Here is a 14760-nt window from a genome sequence, read left to right as displayed (position 1 = left end):
GTGCGGATCACGAAGATTTCAGCAATCATTTGCAATGCCGAAATGCGTAACTGGGTCTTCGTTCGGGTCGAAACAGATGTACCGGGGCTGGTGGGCTGGGGCGAGTCAACGCTCGAATGGAAAACACGCGCGGTGACCGGGGCCATCGCAGATATCGAACCGCTTCTCATTGGACAGGATCCCCGCAATATCGAACATTGCTACCAGATTATGACGCGCCACGGGTTCTGGCGGATGGGCGTGATCGGCATGTCGGCCATAAGCGGCATCGAAATCGCTTTGTGGGACATTCTCGGGAAATCGCTGGATACACCGGTTTGGCGGCTCTTGGGCGGGCAGGTACGCGATCACCTGAGGACCTACACGCATCTTGGCATGGGCAGCATGACCTCAGTTTACGAGACCGATGGTATCCAGGAGTTGGCAGAACGCGGTCGCGCCGTAGTCGATGCGGGCTACAGTGCCGTCAAGGTCGTCGCGGTTCCCTATTCGCACTACATCGCGTCGGGCCGGACGATCGACCGCGTCGGCGAATCGGTCGCTGCGCTGCGTTCCGAGGTCGGGCCAGATATCGACATCATGGTGGATTTCCATGGGCGCCCGGCATCAGCCGCGCTCGCGCGGGAGTTCCTTAAGGTTCTCGAGCCCTCTCGGATACTTTTTGCCGAAGAGCCCGTGCCGCCTGAAAATGTAGAGGGGATGGCCGAGTTGACGCGGTCTTCCCCGGTGACCATCGCAGGAGGAGAGCGGCTTGTTGGCCGAGCAGGCTTTGACGCGGCGCTCAAGGCAGGCGCCTTTCATATTGCGCAGCCGGATATCGTCCATGTCGGCGGGTTATGGGAAGCAAAAAAGATTGCAGCAATGTGTGAGACCGCCGGAATTGGTGTGGCGCCGCACAATCCATTGGGCCCGATCGCCGGCATCGCCGCGCTGCACTTTGGGGTCTCGACCCCGAACCATATCATTCAAGAAGAGATGGTCGGCGCAGTGCCGTGGTATGACAGCGTGGTCGAATGGCCCATCGACAAGGTGGCAGGACGCTGGGATCTGCCGGATAAGCCGGGCTTGGGATTGCAGGTCGATGAGGAAGAGGTGGCAGCCCATCCGTTTCAGCAAGAAGTCCTTCACACCCGCAATGCAGTGCTGCCCGATGGCACCATCGTGGATTGGTGATTGCTATGTCAGAACGCTTGCAAAACAAGATCGCGATTATCACCGGCGCGGGTCGGGGCATCGGCGCTGCAATCGCGCGTGCCTTTGCCGCCGAGGGGGCTAACGTGGTGGTTGCCGAAATGGATGAGGTAACCGGAACAGCCGTGGCCACTGAGATCGGTGGTATTTTCTGCCGCTGCGACGTCACGGTGCAACTCGATGTCGACAGGACGATCCGCGAGACGCTCGATCGGTTCGGCCGGATCGATATCCTTGTGAACAACGCAGGCGCCAACGTGTTTCACCGCCCGCATGAGATGCCGCGCTCCGAATGGGCCCGCTGTATGGCACTGGATCTCGAAGCTTGCTGGGCCATGTCCGAGGCGGTGCTTCCCGATATGCGCTGCCGTCGCGCCGGTGTAATCCTCAATATCGCGAGCACGCATGGCTTCAAGATCATACCCCACACGTTTCCCTATCCCGTGGCCAAGCACGGGCTAATCGGACTGACCCGATCTCTGGGTATCGAATATGCGGCCGAGAGCATCCGCGTGAACGCGATCGCCCCGGGCTATATCGACACCGAGATCGCCCGTGACTACTGGGCGGGGTTCGACGACCCCGCAGCAGAGCGGCAGCGCGCCGAGAACCTGCACCCACCGGGCCGGATCGGCCAGCCCGAAGAGGTTGCCATGACGGCGGTCTTCCTGGCCTCAGACGAAGCCTCTTTCATTAACGCCGAGACGATCACCATCGACGGAGGCCGCTCGGCTTTGTTCCACGATTGACACCACAATTTCTTTGGGAGGAGAAACCATGAAACAATTAAAATTTACAGCTGCCTGCCTTGCCGGTCTGGCCGTTCCGTTTGGCGCTGCTGCGCAAGACGATGACATCAAGATCGGCTATATTAACAAGATGGGCGATCACCCTTGGTTCGTGGCCGAGGTTGCCGGCGCATCCGAAGCCGCCGAAGCCGCCGGCGCCGAGTTTGTCAGCCAGGACGTGCAGTTCAACGCCGACCTCGCCATCACTACACTTGACACGATGATCGGCGATGGCGTCGACGGGATTGCCATCGTGGTTCCCGACCGGGCGCTTGGGCCGGTGGTCGCGGCGCGCGCCGCAGAAGCCGGTGTGCCGCTGGTCGCGGTGGATGACGACATTCAGGACCAAGATGGCAATTCGGTGCCCTATGTCGGTCTTAACGCCTTCGCCATCGGCGAGCGCGTGGGCGAGAATCTTGCCAAGTTCTACGAACAAAGCGGCTGGGACAGGGACACTGTCGGCATCGTCTCGATCGAGGATCGCAAGGCTGACACGTGCATGCAGCGCAATGGCGGGGCCGAAAAGGCACTTCTGGCGAACTCCAATCTTACCGAAGATCAGATCGTGCGAGCAGCCTATGACAATACTATGGTCAACGCTATCGACGTGATGACGACCACGCTGACGGCCAACCCGCAGTACGATCACTGGATTTTCTATGCTTGCAATGATGACGGTGTGCTTGGCGCGGCCCGGGCGATGGAGAACTCGGGCTACCCGGCAGAGGTCGGCATTGGCATCGGCATCGACGGCAGCCGCGCCTGCGATGCCTTCGGCAACGGGCGCAGCTCGGCCTTCAAGGGGACCATGTGGCTAAATTCGGCAAACCATGGCCGCGACGCCGTGAACCTGCTGCTCGCGTCGATCAAGGACGGCACACCGCTTCCCGCGGCGACCTATTCCGACCCGGAATTCGTTACCATGTCTAATTTCGATGACTACACTGACCGGCTCTGCAACTGACCGGCAGGGGCGGACACCCCACTGAGGTGCCCGCCCCGACCTGACCTGTCCACGAAGGAGAGCCCTATGACCACCCCTTTTCTACGTATCGAAGGGCTTACCCGGCATTTTGGCCCGGTGCAGGCCCTCTCCGACATCACGCTCGAATTCTACCCCGGCGAAATCCTTGCTCTCGTTGGAGAGAATGGCGCCGGAAAGTCTACCATGATGCGGTTGCTCGAGGGCGTGTTCCCTCCGACCAGCGGCAGCATACATATCGACGGCCGTGAGGTCAGTTTCGCGCAGCCCCGAGAGGCCCATGCCGCGGGCATAAGGGTAATCCATCAGGAGCCGGAGATCGTGCCGGACCTCACCGTTGCCGAGAACATTTTCACCGGCGACCTGCCGCGCAAGGGGCGGCATTTTCTCGACTGGGCACGACTTTTCGCCGATACTCAAGCGCTTCTCCAGACCTTCGGCATGGCGCACGACCTCCATCCGCGCCAGCTCTGCGCTGGCCTCGGTCCAGCTCAGCGCCAGATGATCGAGATCATGCGCGCGGTGCAGGCCGGCGGTAAACTGATCGCCTTTGACGAACCAACTTCGTCTCTGACCGACGAAGAGACCGGTCGGCTGTTTTCGATTATCCGCCGATTGCGCGCGGACGGCGTGGCTGTGATCTATATTTCGCACCGTTTGGTCGAGATCACCGAACTGGCCGACCGTGTCGCGGTGCTCCGTGACGGCAGGCTGGTCGACGATCTGCCTGCCAAGGGCATCACCGAAGAAACGATTACCCGGCTGATGGTTGGTCGACCGCTGTCCGATATGTTTCCCAACCGCGCACCCTCAACCGGCGAGGTCATTTTGGATGTCGCCAACCTGAGCACCGAACACGTCACCGACATTTCGCTGCAACTGCGTGCGGGCGAGGTTCTGGGCATCGGCGGGTTGATCGGGGCGGGCCGGTCCGAACTGGCCAAGGGCATGTTTGGATTTCACCGCCGCACCGCCGGTACGGTCCGGGTCGGCCGCACCGAACTGCCGTCGGGCGATACGGCTGCGGCGATTGCTGCCGGCATCGGCTTTGCCCCCGAGGACCGTAAGGAAGAAGCGTTGTTGCTGATGCAGACCATCCTTGAAAACGCGGTTCTTTGCGTGCCGCAGAAGGTGTCGAGCGGCGGCTTCTTCAACCGGGCCAAGGCGTTGGAGCTGATTTCCGGCATCTCGAAACAGATGCGGCTCAAAGCCTCGTCCTTGGATGCGCCGGTCACCTCGCTTTCCGGCGGAAACCAGCAAAAGGTAGTGCTGACTCGCTGGCTGGCCAGCGATCTAAAGGTGTTAATACTTGACGAGCCGACTCGGGGAATCGACGTGGGCGCGCGGTCCGAGATTTACGACCTGATCCGCAGCCTCACCGACACCCAGGGACTGGGCGTCATCGTGATCTCGTCAGAACTCCCCGAACTGCTGGGTCTATCCGACCGAGTGCTCGTCATGGGCGACGGCCGCATCCAGGCGGCATTCGACCGCAGCGAAGCAAATGAACAAAACATCATGGCCGCGGCCATCCCCCATGGGCGCCCTGTCGGGGCACAACTTGAAGGAGCGGACCAATGACCGATCACACCACCAACCCCCACAATGAGGGTTTCAGCATGCACCGTCTAATTGAGCGCATCGGCATTCACAACATCAGCCTCCTTGCGGCTCTTTTGGGGCTGTTGATCATCTTCGGCGTATTGCGCGGTGACGTCTTCTTCTCGGCGCGCAACTTGCTTAACATCGGCATGGGTGTGGCTATTCTCGGCGTTCTTGCAATCTCGCAGACCGGGGTAATTGTGTCCGGGGGGCTCGATATTTCAGTCGGTTCTATTGTCGGGCTGACGACCGTTGCCACGGCCATGACCATCCAGGCAACTGACATGGCGGGGCTGGGACTGTTGGCGGGTATCGCGGTTGGCGGGCTGGCCGGACTGGTGAACGGGCTACTCATCACCTACGGGCGGATCAACGCGGTCATCGTAACGCTCGGAACTATGGCGATCTTTCGTGGCGTGGCTTTCATCCTGTCTAACGGCCAGTCGATTTCGATCTTCAACGACAGCTTTCGCTGGATCGGAACTGGCCGCGTTCTTGGTCTTCCTGCGCCGATCTGGATTTTGATCGCGGTGGCAATCGGCTTCTATATCTTCATGCATAAAAGCATCGTCGGCCGAAACTACTACGCCATTGGCGGCAATCCCATCGTGGCACGCCTGTCTGGTCTAAAAATCCCGAATTACCGAGTCGCCATCTACGTCGTATCTGGCGTCATGGCCGGTGTTGGCGGTATCCTGTTGGCGGCGCGCACCGGCTCAGGCCAGCCGATTTCGGGCTCTGACGGCCTGGAACTAGAAGCTATCACCGCGGCTTTCCTTGGCGGCTGCGCGATGCAGGGCGGTCGCGGCACGGTGGTCGGGGCGCTGCTTGGGGTGGCGATCATCGGCGTACTGAACAATGGCATGATCCTGACCGCAGTCCCCACGTTCTACCAGATGCTGGCCAAGGGATCACTTCTTATTCTTGCCGTTTTCTTGGCAGAATACCGCTTGAACAGGAATTGAGGACGCATGGCTATCAAAGACACAACATCGCCGCGAAGTGCGCAACCGCGCCCTCGCGAGATGGTGACCAGCACGCTGGCGCAAAAGATCCTGTCGGGCGAGTATTCGCCCGGCATCCAGTTGCCAACGGAAGTCGAGATGAGCCAAGAGATGGGCGTCAGCCGAACAGCGCTGCGTGAAAGCGTGCGGATGCTAGCTGGCAAGGGCCTGATCGAAAGTCGTCCCCGCATCGGGACGGTCGTTCTGCCATTTGAGCAATGGAACCACCTCGACAGCGATATTCTCGCCTGGCGCGAACGGCTCCCACCGGATATCCACTTTATCCGCGCACTGACCGAGGCGCGCCAGGTCATCGAACCGGCAGCCGCGGAAATGGCTGCATTACGGGCTGACGGAACCGACCTTGGGAGGATTCAGACCGCATACAACCGCATGTGTGGTGGCCAGACCGACGATATTGAGGGCACGGTCTCGGCGGACGAGGATTTTCACCTTTCAATTCTAAGGGCGAGCAAGAACGAGATTTTTGCCAGTTTCGGCGCTGTCATCGGATCCGCGTTGCGCATGAGCTTCCGTCTGACCACCCGTGCGGCCCAGAATTTTTCGGCCTCCCTCGCAACCCATGGTGCCGTGCTCGAAGCGATCCGTATGCGGGATGCCGCCAGGTCGCGCGAATTGATGACCGTCCTGATCGACCTTGCCGCACGTGAGCTGGACAGCATTGCCACCCATAATACCTCGTCTGAGAACCGGCAGCCGTGACCACATCGTGCTGTTTGGCACTCAAAGTGGGGAACCTTCGCGCCTTGGTCGATGTCGGAATGGGCGCGGCGATTCGGACGTTCGAACTCGAAACTCCGGCAGGCATCCGGCCAGTATTGGCGGCACCATGTTCTGCATCGTCGGACGTCGGGCAATCGGCTTTGTTTCCGATGGCGCCTTTTGCCAACCGCGTCAGAAACAACCGGCTGAAGATTGCAGGACGGGAAATCCGGCTCCGGCCCAATACGGATGATCCCCTTTGCCTGCACGGTTGGGCATGGCAGCGCGAATGGCAGGTAGAGCAGTATGCGCCCGAACTCTGCAAACTACGTTTGCGACTGCGCGCCCATGGCTACGACCTGACCCTGAACTACGAGATGCACCTTTCTGAGACTGCTCTGAATCTCACCCTCGGTGCGATAAATGAAAGCACCGCGCCGGCGCCCGTAGGTCTGGGTTTGCACCCTTATTTTCCTCGCAGCCCGAATACCAAAATCTCTTTTGCAGCCGCCAAGGTTTGGCCAGATGGACCGGGTCACCTACCCAGTGGTTCCCGCCCAATTTCTGATCGAGATGACTATTCAAAGGCTCAAACCCTTCCAGCGGACTGGCGCAATGAGTGTTATTCCGGGTGGACTGGGCAAGCGCGTATCCTTCAGCCAAACTTGCAATACGACCTGGAAATGAGCGCGAGCGGCGCTGATGTTCTTATGTTTTATGCCGATCCCGCTCTCGAATGCTTCGCCCTCGAACCGCAGACTCACATTAGCGGAGAAACCCACACCGACTCCGGCGGGTTGCGAGTTCTTGCGCCCGGACAGGAAACCGAAATGGGTCTGACCCTATCTGTGCGGAGCCGCGCACCCCACATAACTCAACAGGTTGGCTATGTACCAAACTGATCTTGCCGCCACGACATGGGTTGCCGCTGATTGGGGGTCCACGAACCTGCGCCTGTGGCTGATGACCGCCGAAGACAAGGTGGCGCAGTCGATCCAGGGCGCACGCGGCGCGGCACATTTGACCGCAGATGAGTTCGAAGCAGAGCTGCGCGGGCTGCTGGCCCCGGTTCTGGTCCAACGAGGGGGCGAACCGTTGGAGGTCATCGCCTGCGGCATGGTGGGCTCACGTCAGGGGTGGGCGGAAGCGGCCTACCAAACCGTGCCAGCAGCGCCGGTGAACGCGTCTCAGGCGCGGACCGTGTCAGATACCCGCAACGATCTGCGGGTTCATATCCTGCCCGGACTTCAGCAACTTTCACCGCCCGATGTCATGCGCGGAGAAGAAACCCAGATTGGTGGTCTGCTGGTCTCCGACCCGGATTTCGACGGGGTTGTTTGCCTCCCGGGAACGCACAGCAAATGGGCCCGCGTCGCAGAGGGACAGGTGAAAGCCTTCTCGACTTGCATGACGGGAGAGTTGTTCGCTTTGCTCTCCGGCCACTCTGTCCTGCGTCATACCGTCGATACGCGGTCATTCGACATGACGGCCTTCGAGAGTGCCGCCTCGGAGGCATTGCACGCGCCCGAGGGGCTGTCTCGCGGGCTGTTCAGTATCCGCGCGGACGCATTGGTAACAAATGCCTGCCCCGGCACAGGGGCAGCGCGCCTTTCGGGTTTGCTCATCGGGGCGGAGATCGGTTCGCTGCGCAGTCTCTGGCCTGACCTGCCCATGGTCGTTCTCGGGGCATCGTCCCTCTCGGGGCTTTATGTCCGCGTTCTGCACGCTGCGGGCATGGACGTGACACAGGTCAATGCAGAAGACGCAACCATAAGCAGCCTCGCAAGGGCCTACAGAACTTTGAAAGGGCAACTGTCATGAGTCGCAACCTGATCGCCATCCTTCGTGGCCTTGAGCCGAACGAAGCCGTCGACATGGCCGAGGCGTTGATCGCAGCCGGCATCACGCGCATTGAGGTGCCGTTGAATTCGCCGGAGCCGTTCGACAGCATCGCGAGGATGGTCCGTGCCTGTGGTGATCGGGCGTTGATCGGCGCGGGAACTGTGCTGGCGGTGCGGCAGGTGGACGAACTCGCCGAGATAGGGGCTGGGCTGGTCGTTTCACCAAACTGCAATCCCGACGTCATCCGGGCCACGGTGAAGGTCGGGATGCAGTCATGGCCAGGTGTCCTGACCCCAACCGAATGCTTCGCCGCGCTGAGCGCCGGAGCGACCGGGCTCAAGCTGTTCCCCGCTTCCCTCGTCGGGCTGTCCGGCCTAAAGGCAATCAAGGCGGTCCTGCCGCGCAACACCGCAGTCTACGCGGTCGGGGGCGTGGAACCGCAAGATTTCTCGGATTGGCACGCCGCCGGCGTTTCAGGGTTCGGGCTTGGGTCATCGCTTTATAAGCCAAGCAAATCGCTGGCGAAGGTCGCGCAAGCCGCGGAAGCGGCGGTCGCCGCTTATGACGCGCTTTCGATCTGATTTCAGAGTTTGATCGGCGGATCGAAACGGCCGGCGACATTGATTGGCGTAACAAAGGTTGCGCCGGCTTGTGCATCTGAGGCGCGCTCTGTTTCGGTCATACCGAAAAGGGCAGTGGTCACCAGCATATGGCGGGCGTCGCGGCCGATAAAAGCTGGGCATGTCAGGTTCGGAGTGGGGGCTGTCATCTCTCCTACCTTCTGACCGGAGGGATCGTATCCTACGACCCGTCCGGCCCCAAATAACGTGATCCAGATATTCCCCTCAGCATCCGTGACGGCACCGTCAGGATTGCCGCCCGGGTCAGCGATGTGAACTTCGGGCCCGGCCACCGGGCAGCCTGTCGCAGGGTCGAGCGCGACCCTCATGATGCGTCCGTCGCGGGTGTCGGTAAAATATCCGACTTCACCGTCGGGCGAAAAACAGATCGCGTTCGGGATGGAGATTTCGGACGCGATCTTTTCGAACCGCCCCTCACGGAAAACGTAGATGCTCCCCGCTTTCGGCTCGGCCTTCCATCCCATTGTACTGACCCAGAGGTGGCCAGAAGGATGTACGCGGGCATCGTTAGAGCGGAGGTACGGCCGATCCTCTTCAAGGCTGGCCACCAACCGCATCGTGGATGTTGAAGGATCGAATTGGTGTAAGCCGTCAGCCGCAACAACCACATATCGGCCGTCTTCGGTAACTGCCATCGCGCTTCCAGCGGCCGAGAGCTTGTGCTTATGAGTCGAATTGCTCGACAGATCATGAAGAAAGAGCTGGCTCCGCTCAATGTCGAACCACCACGCAGTGTTGCGGCGCGGATCATAGCCCGGGCCTTCTCCGAGTTCGAGTTGCTCCGAGTCCAAGATCCGCATAACTTTGTTCCTAATGCCAACAGCGGACCAACGATAACTGCAACACAGATCGCCTTCAACTGCACTGTAAGAGATATCTCTGCCTTACACCTGATCGATATGACGGGCTAAAGTTTCAAGGAAGTAGCTCATCAATCCCGCGCGCCACTTGCACCCTCCCGCAGGTTGTTTGAACGGAAGTGAATCACAAAACTATGCAATCAAACAAGAATTAATGGGTGTGCTGCCTAAAGGCGTCAGGGCACAAAATTACGCACACTCCCTTTCGCAGCGGATCAGAACGGGATGATGTCATCCAGGTCTTCAACCTTGTAGCTTACCTCAGGCTCCGGCGTTGCCTCAGGCGGCGTGCGCGTCAGGCCCATGCTGTCCATCAGATAATCGTTCCAGTCATTGTGACCTCCTGGCGCCAGCTCCATGCGAACAAGGATGCCGTGCGTGTCGATCTCGGCTTTGAGGCTATCACCCACATCAGCAGCATAGCGCCAGCCGCGCGGATCATTGTCCGCCAGGAAGACGATCTCGAGAGGTGCCTGACCTTTGGCGCAGAGCTCCTTGATATGCTCGACCAGGATCTTGTCGCCGCCGGAGCGCAGTCCCACATAGTTGATGCCATCCAGAGGCATGCCTGCATCGCGCTGGACCTTGTTCCAGCTCATCGCATTGATCGGGTTCTCCGCGACATACCAGCTCGCCCGGCCGGAGGTTGTGCCACAGCGCCAGAAACCGGAGGATGGCGCCCGCGCGGCCACGCCTTTGAAGTTGCGATTCTTGCGCTCGAAACACCCCACACACCAGTTGCCAGTCTCGGGGTGCTTGGCGTAATAGGGGAAGATGACATTAGGGCTGCCCTTGTGCGCGTTTTTCGCAAACCAAAAGCTGCGGGCAAACATCGGATCGAGATCTTCAAGGCCACGCTCGCGCAGATAGATCGGCACCTCGGTGTCGCCTTCCCAGCGGTCTGCCTCTTCCTTGAGCTCGTTGCCGATTTCGCCGTAGGTCTTCTTGTCAGCCGGCGGCTCAAAGGGGGGAGAGTGAGAAGAAGAAGAAGGGGCGGACGATGAGGGCGAGAGGGTCGAGTTATGAGGCCCAAAGGGGTCGCCATAGATGTCACGCAGTTTCATCCTAGCACGGCCAAGGCTGCCTTCGATCTTCGATGCGATGTGGATGATAGTCCCGGAGCGGTTCCCGCTTTCACTCGGAGACGGTCCAGATGTGCATTCCCACATCCAGTCACTTGTTTTCTTAGAGGGATAGATCTTAAGCGTTGTGCCGCCGCTCTTCCAGCTGGTCGAGTGAGACTTCCCATCCTCGGGGTTGTAGTGCGCCTTCTCTTCCTTGTATCCGAAAGCCGTGAGGGCCACCTTGATATCCTGCTGCTTGAAATAATTCAGCTCCGCTTTGTTCTGCTCTTCAGTGCGCATTGCCATGTCGTCTATCCTTTGTTCTGACTGTTTTTCCCGCCTGAATTAAAGATCGACGCAATTTGCGAAAAAGCAGAATGAAAAAAGTCGCACCCTGGCGCATTTTCCTTAGGATTAGGCCGTAAACCCCTGCAAAACATGGCCGAAGCCATGTCGCATTGTTTCGGCAGAATGTCCCGCAGCTACCACCCCGTCTTTCTTGGGTAATAACTTTTCGCAACCCTGTGGATATTCTTGGGTGCTGGTTGAGCAGGAACTGGTCGATCAGATCCGCTGTCGTCTGTCTTCGGTCTAGGTGCGGCGACGCCAGGCGCGCCGCGCATCGGGATAGAGCCTTTCGCGCGCAGACCCTAAAGGGCCGCCAGCGCATAGACGCGGCAGTCCCATGCCTCGTTCCTCTGCTTGCCGCGTTTCTTGGTCCAGAATGACCCCATGCGGCCGCCGCCTAAATCAACAAAGACGCGATGCTCTGAGATGAATTGGTCATACCATGTCTTATCGCGGCTCGCTGGGATGTGCATGTAGCCCGGGCCTGGATCGGTCTTGCCCAGATGCATCTCGACGCGATCCTTGATGCCGCCTGTGCAGATCGAATGAATCGGACAGCCGTTGCGGTGCGTTTTGGGCGCCCGCGGCCAAACATACTCCAGCCTCTTGCCTTTTTTCGTGGCCGATCCCTTGATGGCCCAAACCCTTCGCTTCTGGCGCGGCATGCAGAAGTTAGTCACGATTGATGCGTGGTGCCCACCGCTGTCGATCGCGACCGCAGCCACCGGGATTGGATTTCCAACTTCACGCTCATATGTGCGCTTGAGGAGACCATCGAGGGCTATCCATACGCCATCTTCGCCGGGGTTACCCATCAATACATCGTAAGAGACGGACCAGCTCTTTTCATCGAGGCTCCCGTCTGCCGGGGCGATCATGCCGGAGAGTTCATCGAGTGCCACTACGCCGGCCGTGCGCATACGCCAGTTGGCGCCGAGAACATCCACATGATCAAAGACAGAGGTGCTCAGGTCTGCGCCAACCTCGAGAGCGATGGCATCGCCTGTGGAGAGAGAGAGGCCAGCGCCCCATCGATCTCAGCGGTAAGCTCTCGGCCGATCTGGCCGGCGTCATCAATAGCCGAGAGACGGACGGAAACGCGGCTTGGGATCGACATCAGGGCGGAGCGCACAGCGGCGTTCTCGCGGTCTACGGTGTCGGCGATGATATCTACAGGGATCAGCATGCCCAGCTCTCGCCGGGCCTCAGCCTCGCGGCGCACCGCGGCGAAATGCTTATCGCGCGCCTTGGCCTCTTCATAGTTGTAGCGCAAACCCTCGCCATCTTCGCCGGCTGGCGTGGTCTCGCGGAAGATCATCAATTCGATGACCTCGCAAGGGATCAGGCGGGTCGCATTGGCCCGCCCCTGTGAGCGATCGGACAGCCCTCATCCATCCAGTTGCGGTTGGTTTGCTTGGTCTTGCCTACGATCTTGGCCAGGGTTGCCACCGTCACAGATCCATCGCCCCACACATCCATCTGTGTCGGCGCCGGGTTTGCCTCTGTTTTTACTGCTTGGGCCATATTTCACTACGTTCCTTTATTGCGAAAAAAATGCGATTTTGAGATTTTCGAGCAAAAAACATTTGCAGGTCCGGAAACATCCACTCGGCGCATGAGGTCGGGGGAGGACCCATGGGGGGGGGGCGACCCGGGATGAGATCGAGGGCGATTTTTCCGGGATCATCGGGTTTCTCGCGCGGCTTCGGCGAGCTTTTCGTTGAACTTCTCGCGCAATGTCGTGCTGCCCTGGTGTCTCCAGTAATCCCGCAGCTTTAGCTGGGGCTCGTTACGGCGCTCATAGATGATCAAGGTGATCCGGCGCAGCTTCTTGTTCTTGCCATGGCGTTCAAAGATACCAGCCGGCGCACGCCCTCTGCCGAGAGCACGGCCGATGAAATACTTGCCGACCGTCTTGCCTTTCTTGCCAGCCCTGATGCGCTGGCCGAGGAGCTTGGCGATCTTATCCTGGCAGAGCGCAAAGGCCTTTTTGGTGTTGCCTGCCCTATCGCGTGCCTTGGCTGCTGAGGGCGCATTTACGCGCCGGGTCTTCTCACCGTGCTCAAGCTTGGATAGATAGCTCGCCTGGATCCGCTGGATCTTGATGTTGGCTGTCACGCCGCGGCTGGTTGCCGCTCGCGCCTTGTCTACCTTGGCCACGCCCGCGCCGGTCGTGAATTTGATCGGCTCGTCCAGCTTGCGCTGAAGATAGTCAGGCGTCTTCTTGCGCAGCGAGAACGCCGTCGCGTTGACGGCATCTTTGGCGGCTTCGGGATACTCTCGCGCCAGAGGGTTGAGACGGCGATCGAGGCGGCGCATATCGATGTTCATGCAATGACCCCTAGCTCCACAGTTCCATCTGTGTCGCGCAGGCATGGCTTACAGAAACGATTGCCCGCGCCTGTGCTCATGAATGGCCGCTCACAGCAGATGCAGCTCCGGGGGTGATGATCGGGCTCCTAGACATACCAAGGGCCATCCGTTGCTGTCATGACGGAGGCCTGGGAGACTGTGCGCCTGGAGAGGCCTTTGCCGGTCCGCTCCCTGTAGTCACGCACTACATCAGAGACGCTGGCGCCATTCGCACGCAGGCGCATCACATAGATGAGCATCTCATTGGAAATGGGCTGATATGGGGAGGCTTGCTTTGTCATACTCCCATCATAGTGCATGACGGCGAAACTCCCGCAGTGTTGCCGGGTCCGCGGAGCGCGCGTGGGAGGTTGTAGGATGGCGGGGAGCGGCGGCGCGGAGGAATTGTGCCGGAGGGGTGGAGGCACGCTGTGGCGCCACGCTGAGGGGCTTGGCCTCATCTCCCTCGTTGTCCTGCTGGACACTGGAGGAAGAGCCCTCAAGGCTCGCACCTCAAGGTGCTCCAGTTTGGCCTCTTCCCCTCCCCGATCTATCGAATAAGGAAAAACCGCCCCAGCGGATTTTTACTTGATCGAATAGATCTCGGCCTGATTTTCTTAGGAATCGTAAAATCTGTTAGATTTTACTTATTAGGCCTATAGCCTTCTTCTTCGACCTCTTGTGCCTTGGGGGCACCGAGGCCTCGAAGAGGCTAAGGTCAAAAGGCTTAAGCCTAGTATAACAACCCCCTGAAACACTGCCAAGGGAGTAAATCCGAAAAAATACAAAATCATACGAACTTTCTTCGTCTGCGGTTTGTTTTGTCTCTATGAGGCAGAGTGAAAGAAGAGGAAATGAGAGGAAAAGTCGAGAAACAAGGGGCCAAGATCCTGACGCCTAGACCTCCTATCGCCCTGATATCCCTCATTATCCCGCCTTCCTTCTTCTCACTCATCCTCTCTTCATCGCCCGCGCCGCAAGGTTTCGCCTCCCTAATGTATCCTGCATCCAGGACATCGCCAAACCCAACACCTCCGCATCTCCCCGTGTCCGCCGTAGAGCTTGACGCGATGATGGATGCTGTCGCACGCTGCACAGCGGATGAGGCGATCCGTCGAACCTTTGCGAGCCTGGGTCTGGATCCTCATGATCCTACCGAGATTGCCCTCTGGCATGAAGATCGCGCCTTCATACAATCGTCTCGCGAAGGCTCCAATACTCTCGTCCGCACTATCAAGACCACGGTTGTGGGTTCCCTCACAACGGCGATCCTCTTCGCCATCTGGTCTGTGATCCAAGGCCACACCTCGAGCTGACCCCTGCCGATGTGCCACACCTGACCCACAACTCCTGATATGCGTCA

At 59.3% G+C, this 14760-nt stretch carries 15 protein-coding genes; 10 read left to right on the top strand and 5 right to left on the bottom strand.

The features are described 5' to 3' along the window. The first annotated feature begins 42 nt into the window (after window positions 1–42). The 9 genes from dgoD to K3762_RS04970 all read left to right on the top strand — a co-directional run bounded on the left by dgoD (window position 43) and on the right by K3762_RS04970 (window position 8713). Window positions 43–1173: a galactonate dehydratase gene (gene dgoD, locus K3762_RS05010; protein WP_260011903.1), complete on the top strand. Its 1131-nt coding sequence runs from the start codon at window positions 43–45 to the stop codon at window positions 1171–1173. Between the two features lie 5 nt (window positions 1174–1178). Further along, window positions 1179–1940, top strand: coding sequence for an SDR family oxidoreductase (locus K3762_RS05005; RefSeq protein ID WP_260011901.1), 762 nt, complete (start codon window positions 1179–1181; stop codon window positions 1938–1940). 28 nt (window positions 1941–1968) lie between these two features. Beyond that, window positions 1969–2943 carry a substrate-binding domain-containing protein gene (locus K3762_RS05000; RefSeq protein WP_260011899.1) on the top strand — a complete coding sequence of 325 codons (975 nt, stop codon included), beginning with the start codon at window positions 1969–1971 and terminating at the stop codon, window positions 2941–2943. Window positions 2944–3009: 66 nt separating this feature from the next. Continuing rightward, window positions 3010–4542 (top strand): sugar ABC transporter ATP-binding protein, encoded by a 1533-nt coding sequence (locus tag K3762_RS04995; RefSeq protein WP_260011897.1) that lies wholly within the window; start codon window positions 3010–3012, stop codon window positions 4540–4542. After that, entirely contained in the window at window positions 4539–5528 is a 990-nt protein-coding gene (locus K3762_RS04990) for an ABC transporter permease (RefSeq protein ID WP_259948205.1), read from the top strand. The genes K3762_RS04995 and K3762_RS04990 overlap by 4 nt, the downstream gene beginning before the upstream one ends. A 6-nt stretch (window positions 5529–5534) precedes the next feature. Continuing rightward, window positions 5535–6290, top strand: coding sequence for a FadR/GntR family transcriptional regulator (locus tag K3762_RS04985; protein WP_260011895.1), 756 nt, complete (start codon window positions 5535–5537; stop codon window positions 6288–6290). Continuing rightward, complete coding sequence (locus K3762_RS04980) at window positions 6287–7192, top strand: aldose 1-epimerase (protein WP_259948203.1); 906 nt, start codon at window positions 6287–6289, stop codon at window positions 7190–7192. The genes K3762_RS04985 and K3762_RS04980 overlap by 4 nt, the downstream gene beginning before the upstream one ends. Continuing rightward, window positions 7179–8111, top strand: a complete 933-nt coding sequence (locus K3762_RS04975) for a 2-dehydro-3-deoxygalactonokinase (RefSeq protein WP_259948202.1) — start codon at window positions 7179–7181, stop codon at window positions 8109–8111. The genes K3762_RS04980 and K3762_RS04975 overlap by 14 nt, the downstream gene beginning before the upstream one ends. After that, window positions 8108–8713 (top strand): 2-dehydro-3-deoxy-6-phosphogalactonate aldolase, encoded by a 606-nt coding sequence (locus K3762_RS04970; protein ID WP_260011892.1) that lies wholly within the window; start codon window positions 8108–8110, stop codon window positions 8711–8713. The genes K3762_RS04975 and K3762_RS04970 overlap by 4 nt, the downstream gene beginning before the upstream one ends. Before the next feature lie 2 nt (window positions 8714–8715). Here K3762_RS04970 and K3762_RS04965 read toward each other — a convergent pair whose 3' ends face one another. The 5 genes from K3762_RS04965 to K3762_RS04945 form a co-directional block, all read right to left on the bottom strand. Next, window positions 8716–9573, bottom strand: coding sequence for an SMP-30/gluconolactonase/LRE family protein (locus tag K3762_RS04965; RefSeq protein ID WP_260011888.1), 858 nt, complete (start codon window positions 9571–9573; stop codon window positions 8716–8718). A gap of 275 nt (window positions 9574–9848) precedes the next feature. Continuing rightward, window positions 9849–11003, bottom strand: coding sequence for a toprim domain-containing protein (locus K3762_RS04960; RefSeq protein ID WP_260011885.1), 1155 nt, complete (start codon window positions 11001–11003; stop codon window positions 9849–9851). A gap of 344 nt (window positions 11004–11347) precedes the next feature. Continuing rightward, a complete protein-coding gene (locus tag K3762_RS04955) occupies window positions 11348–11947 on the bottom strand; it encodes a phage terminase large subunit family protein (protein ID WP_260011883.1) in 600 nt (199 codons plus the stop codon). A 65-nt stretch (window positions 11948–12012) separates the two neighbouring features. Beyond that, window positions 12013–12363, bottom strand: a complete 351-nt coding sequence (locus tag K3762_RS04950; protein ID WP_260011881.1) for a hypothetical protein — start codon at window positions 12361–12363, stop codon at window positions 12013–12015. A gap of 365 nt (window positions 12364–12728) precedes the next feature. After that, window positions 12729–13376, bottom strand: a complete 648-nt coding sequence (locus K3762_RS04945; RefSeq protein ID WP_260011879.1) for a hypothetical protein — start codon at window positions 13374–13376, stop codon at window positions 12729–12731. An 860-nt stretch (window positions 13377–14236) separates the two neighbouring features. Here K3762_RS04945 and K3762_RS04940 point away from each other — a divergent pair. Further along, window positions 14237–14713, top strand: coding sequence for a hypothetical protein (locus K3762_RS04940; protein WP_260011876.1), 477 nt, complete (start codon window positions 14237–14239; stop codon window positions 14711–14713). Window positions 14714–14760: the final 47 nt, after the last annotated feature.

Source organism: Sulfitobacter sp. W074 (assembly GCF_025142275.1).
In the GTDB taxonomy this organism is placed as follows: domain Bacteria; phylum Pseudomonadota; class Alphaproteobacteria; order Rhodobacterales; family Rhodobacteraceae; genus Sulfitobacter; species Sulfitobacter profundi.
Note: the sequence above shows the minus strand (reverse complement) of the source record. Positions and strands in the feature narration are given on the sequence as shown.

Bases quoted from the DNA above. Each gene is read 5' to 3' on its own strand.
- K3762_RS05005 (WP_260011901.1), top strand. From the start codon at position 1,179: ATGTCAGAACGCTTGCAAAACAAGATCGCGATTATCACCGGCGCGGGT.
- K3762_RS04975 (WP_259948202.1), top strand. From the start codon at position 7,179: ATGTACCAAACTGATCTTGCCGCCACGACATGGGTTGCCGCTGATTGG.
- K3762_RS04960 (WP_260011885.1), bottom strand. From the start codon at position 11,003: ATGGCAATGCGCACTGAAGAGCAGAACAAAGCGGAGCTGAATTATTTC.
- K3762_RS04965 (WP_260011888.1), bottom strand. From the start codon at position 9,573: ATGCGGATCTTGGACTCGGAGCAACTCGAACTCGGAGAAGGCCCGGGC.
- K3762_RS04970 (WP_260011892.1), top strand. From the start codon at position 8,108: ATGAGTCGCAACCTGATCGCCATCCTTCGTGGCCTTGAGCCGAACGAA.
- K3762_RS04945 (WP_260011879.1), bottom strand. From the start codon at position 13,376: ATGAACATCGATATGCGCCGCCTCGATCGCCGTCTCAACCCTCTGGCG.
- K3762_RS04995 (WP_260011897.1), top strand. From the start codon at position 3,010: ATGACCACCCCTTTTCTACGTATCGAAGGGCTTACCCGGCATTTTGGC.
- dgoD (WP_260011903.1), top strand. From the start codon at position 43: ATGCGTAACTGGGTCTTCGTTCGGGTCGAAACAGATGTACCGGGGCTG.
- K3762_RS04990 (WP_259948205.1), top strand. From the start codon at position 4,539: ATGACCGATCACACCACCAACCCCCACAATGAGGGTTTCAGCATGCAC.
- K3762_RS05000 (WP_260011899.1), top strand. From the start codon at position 1,969: ATGAAACAATTAAAATTTACAGCTGCCTGCCTTGCCGGTCTGGCCGTT.
- K3762_RS04985 (WP_260011895.1), top strand. From the start codon at position 5,535: ATGGCTATCAAAGACACAACATCGCCGCGAAGTGCGCAACCGCGCCCT.
- K3762_RS04950 (WP_260011881.1), bottom strand. From the start codon at position 12,363: ATGATCTTCCGCGAGACCACGCCAGCCGGCGAAGATGGCGAGGGTTTG.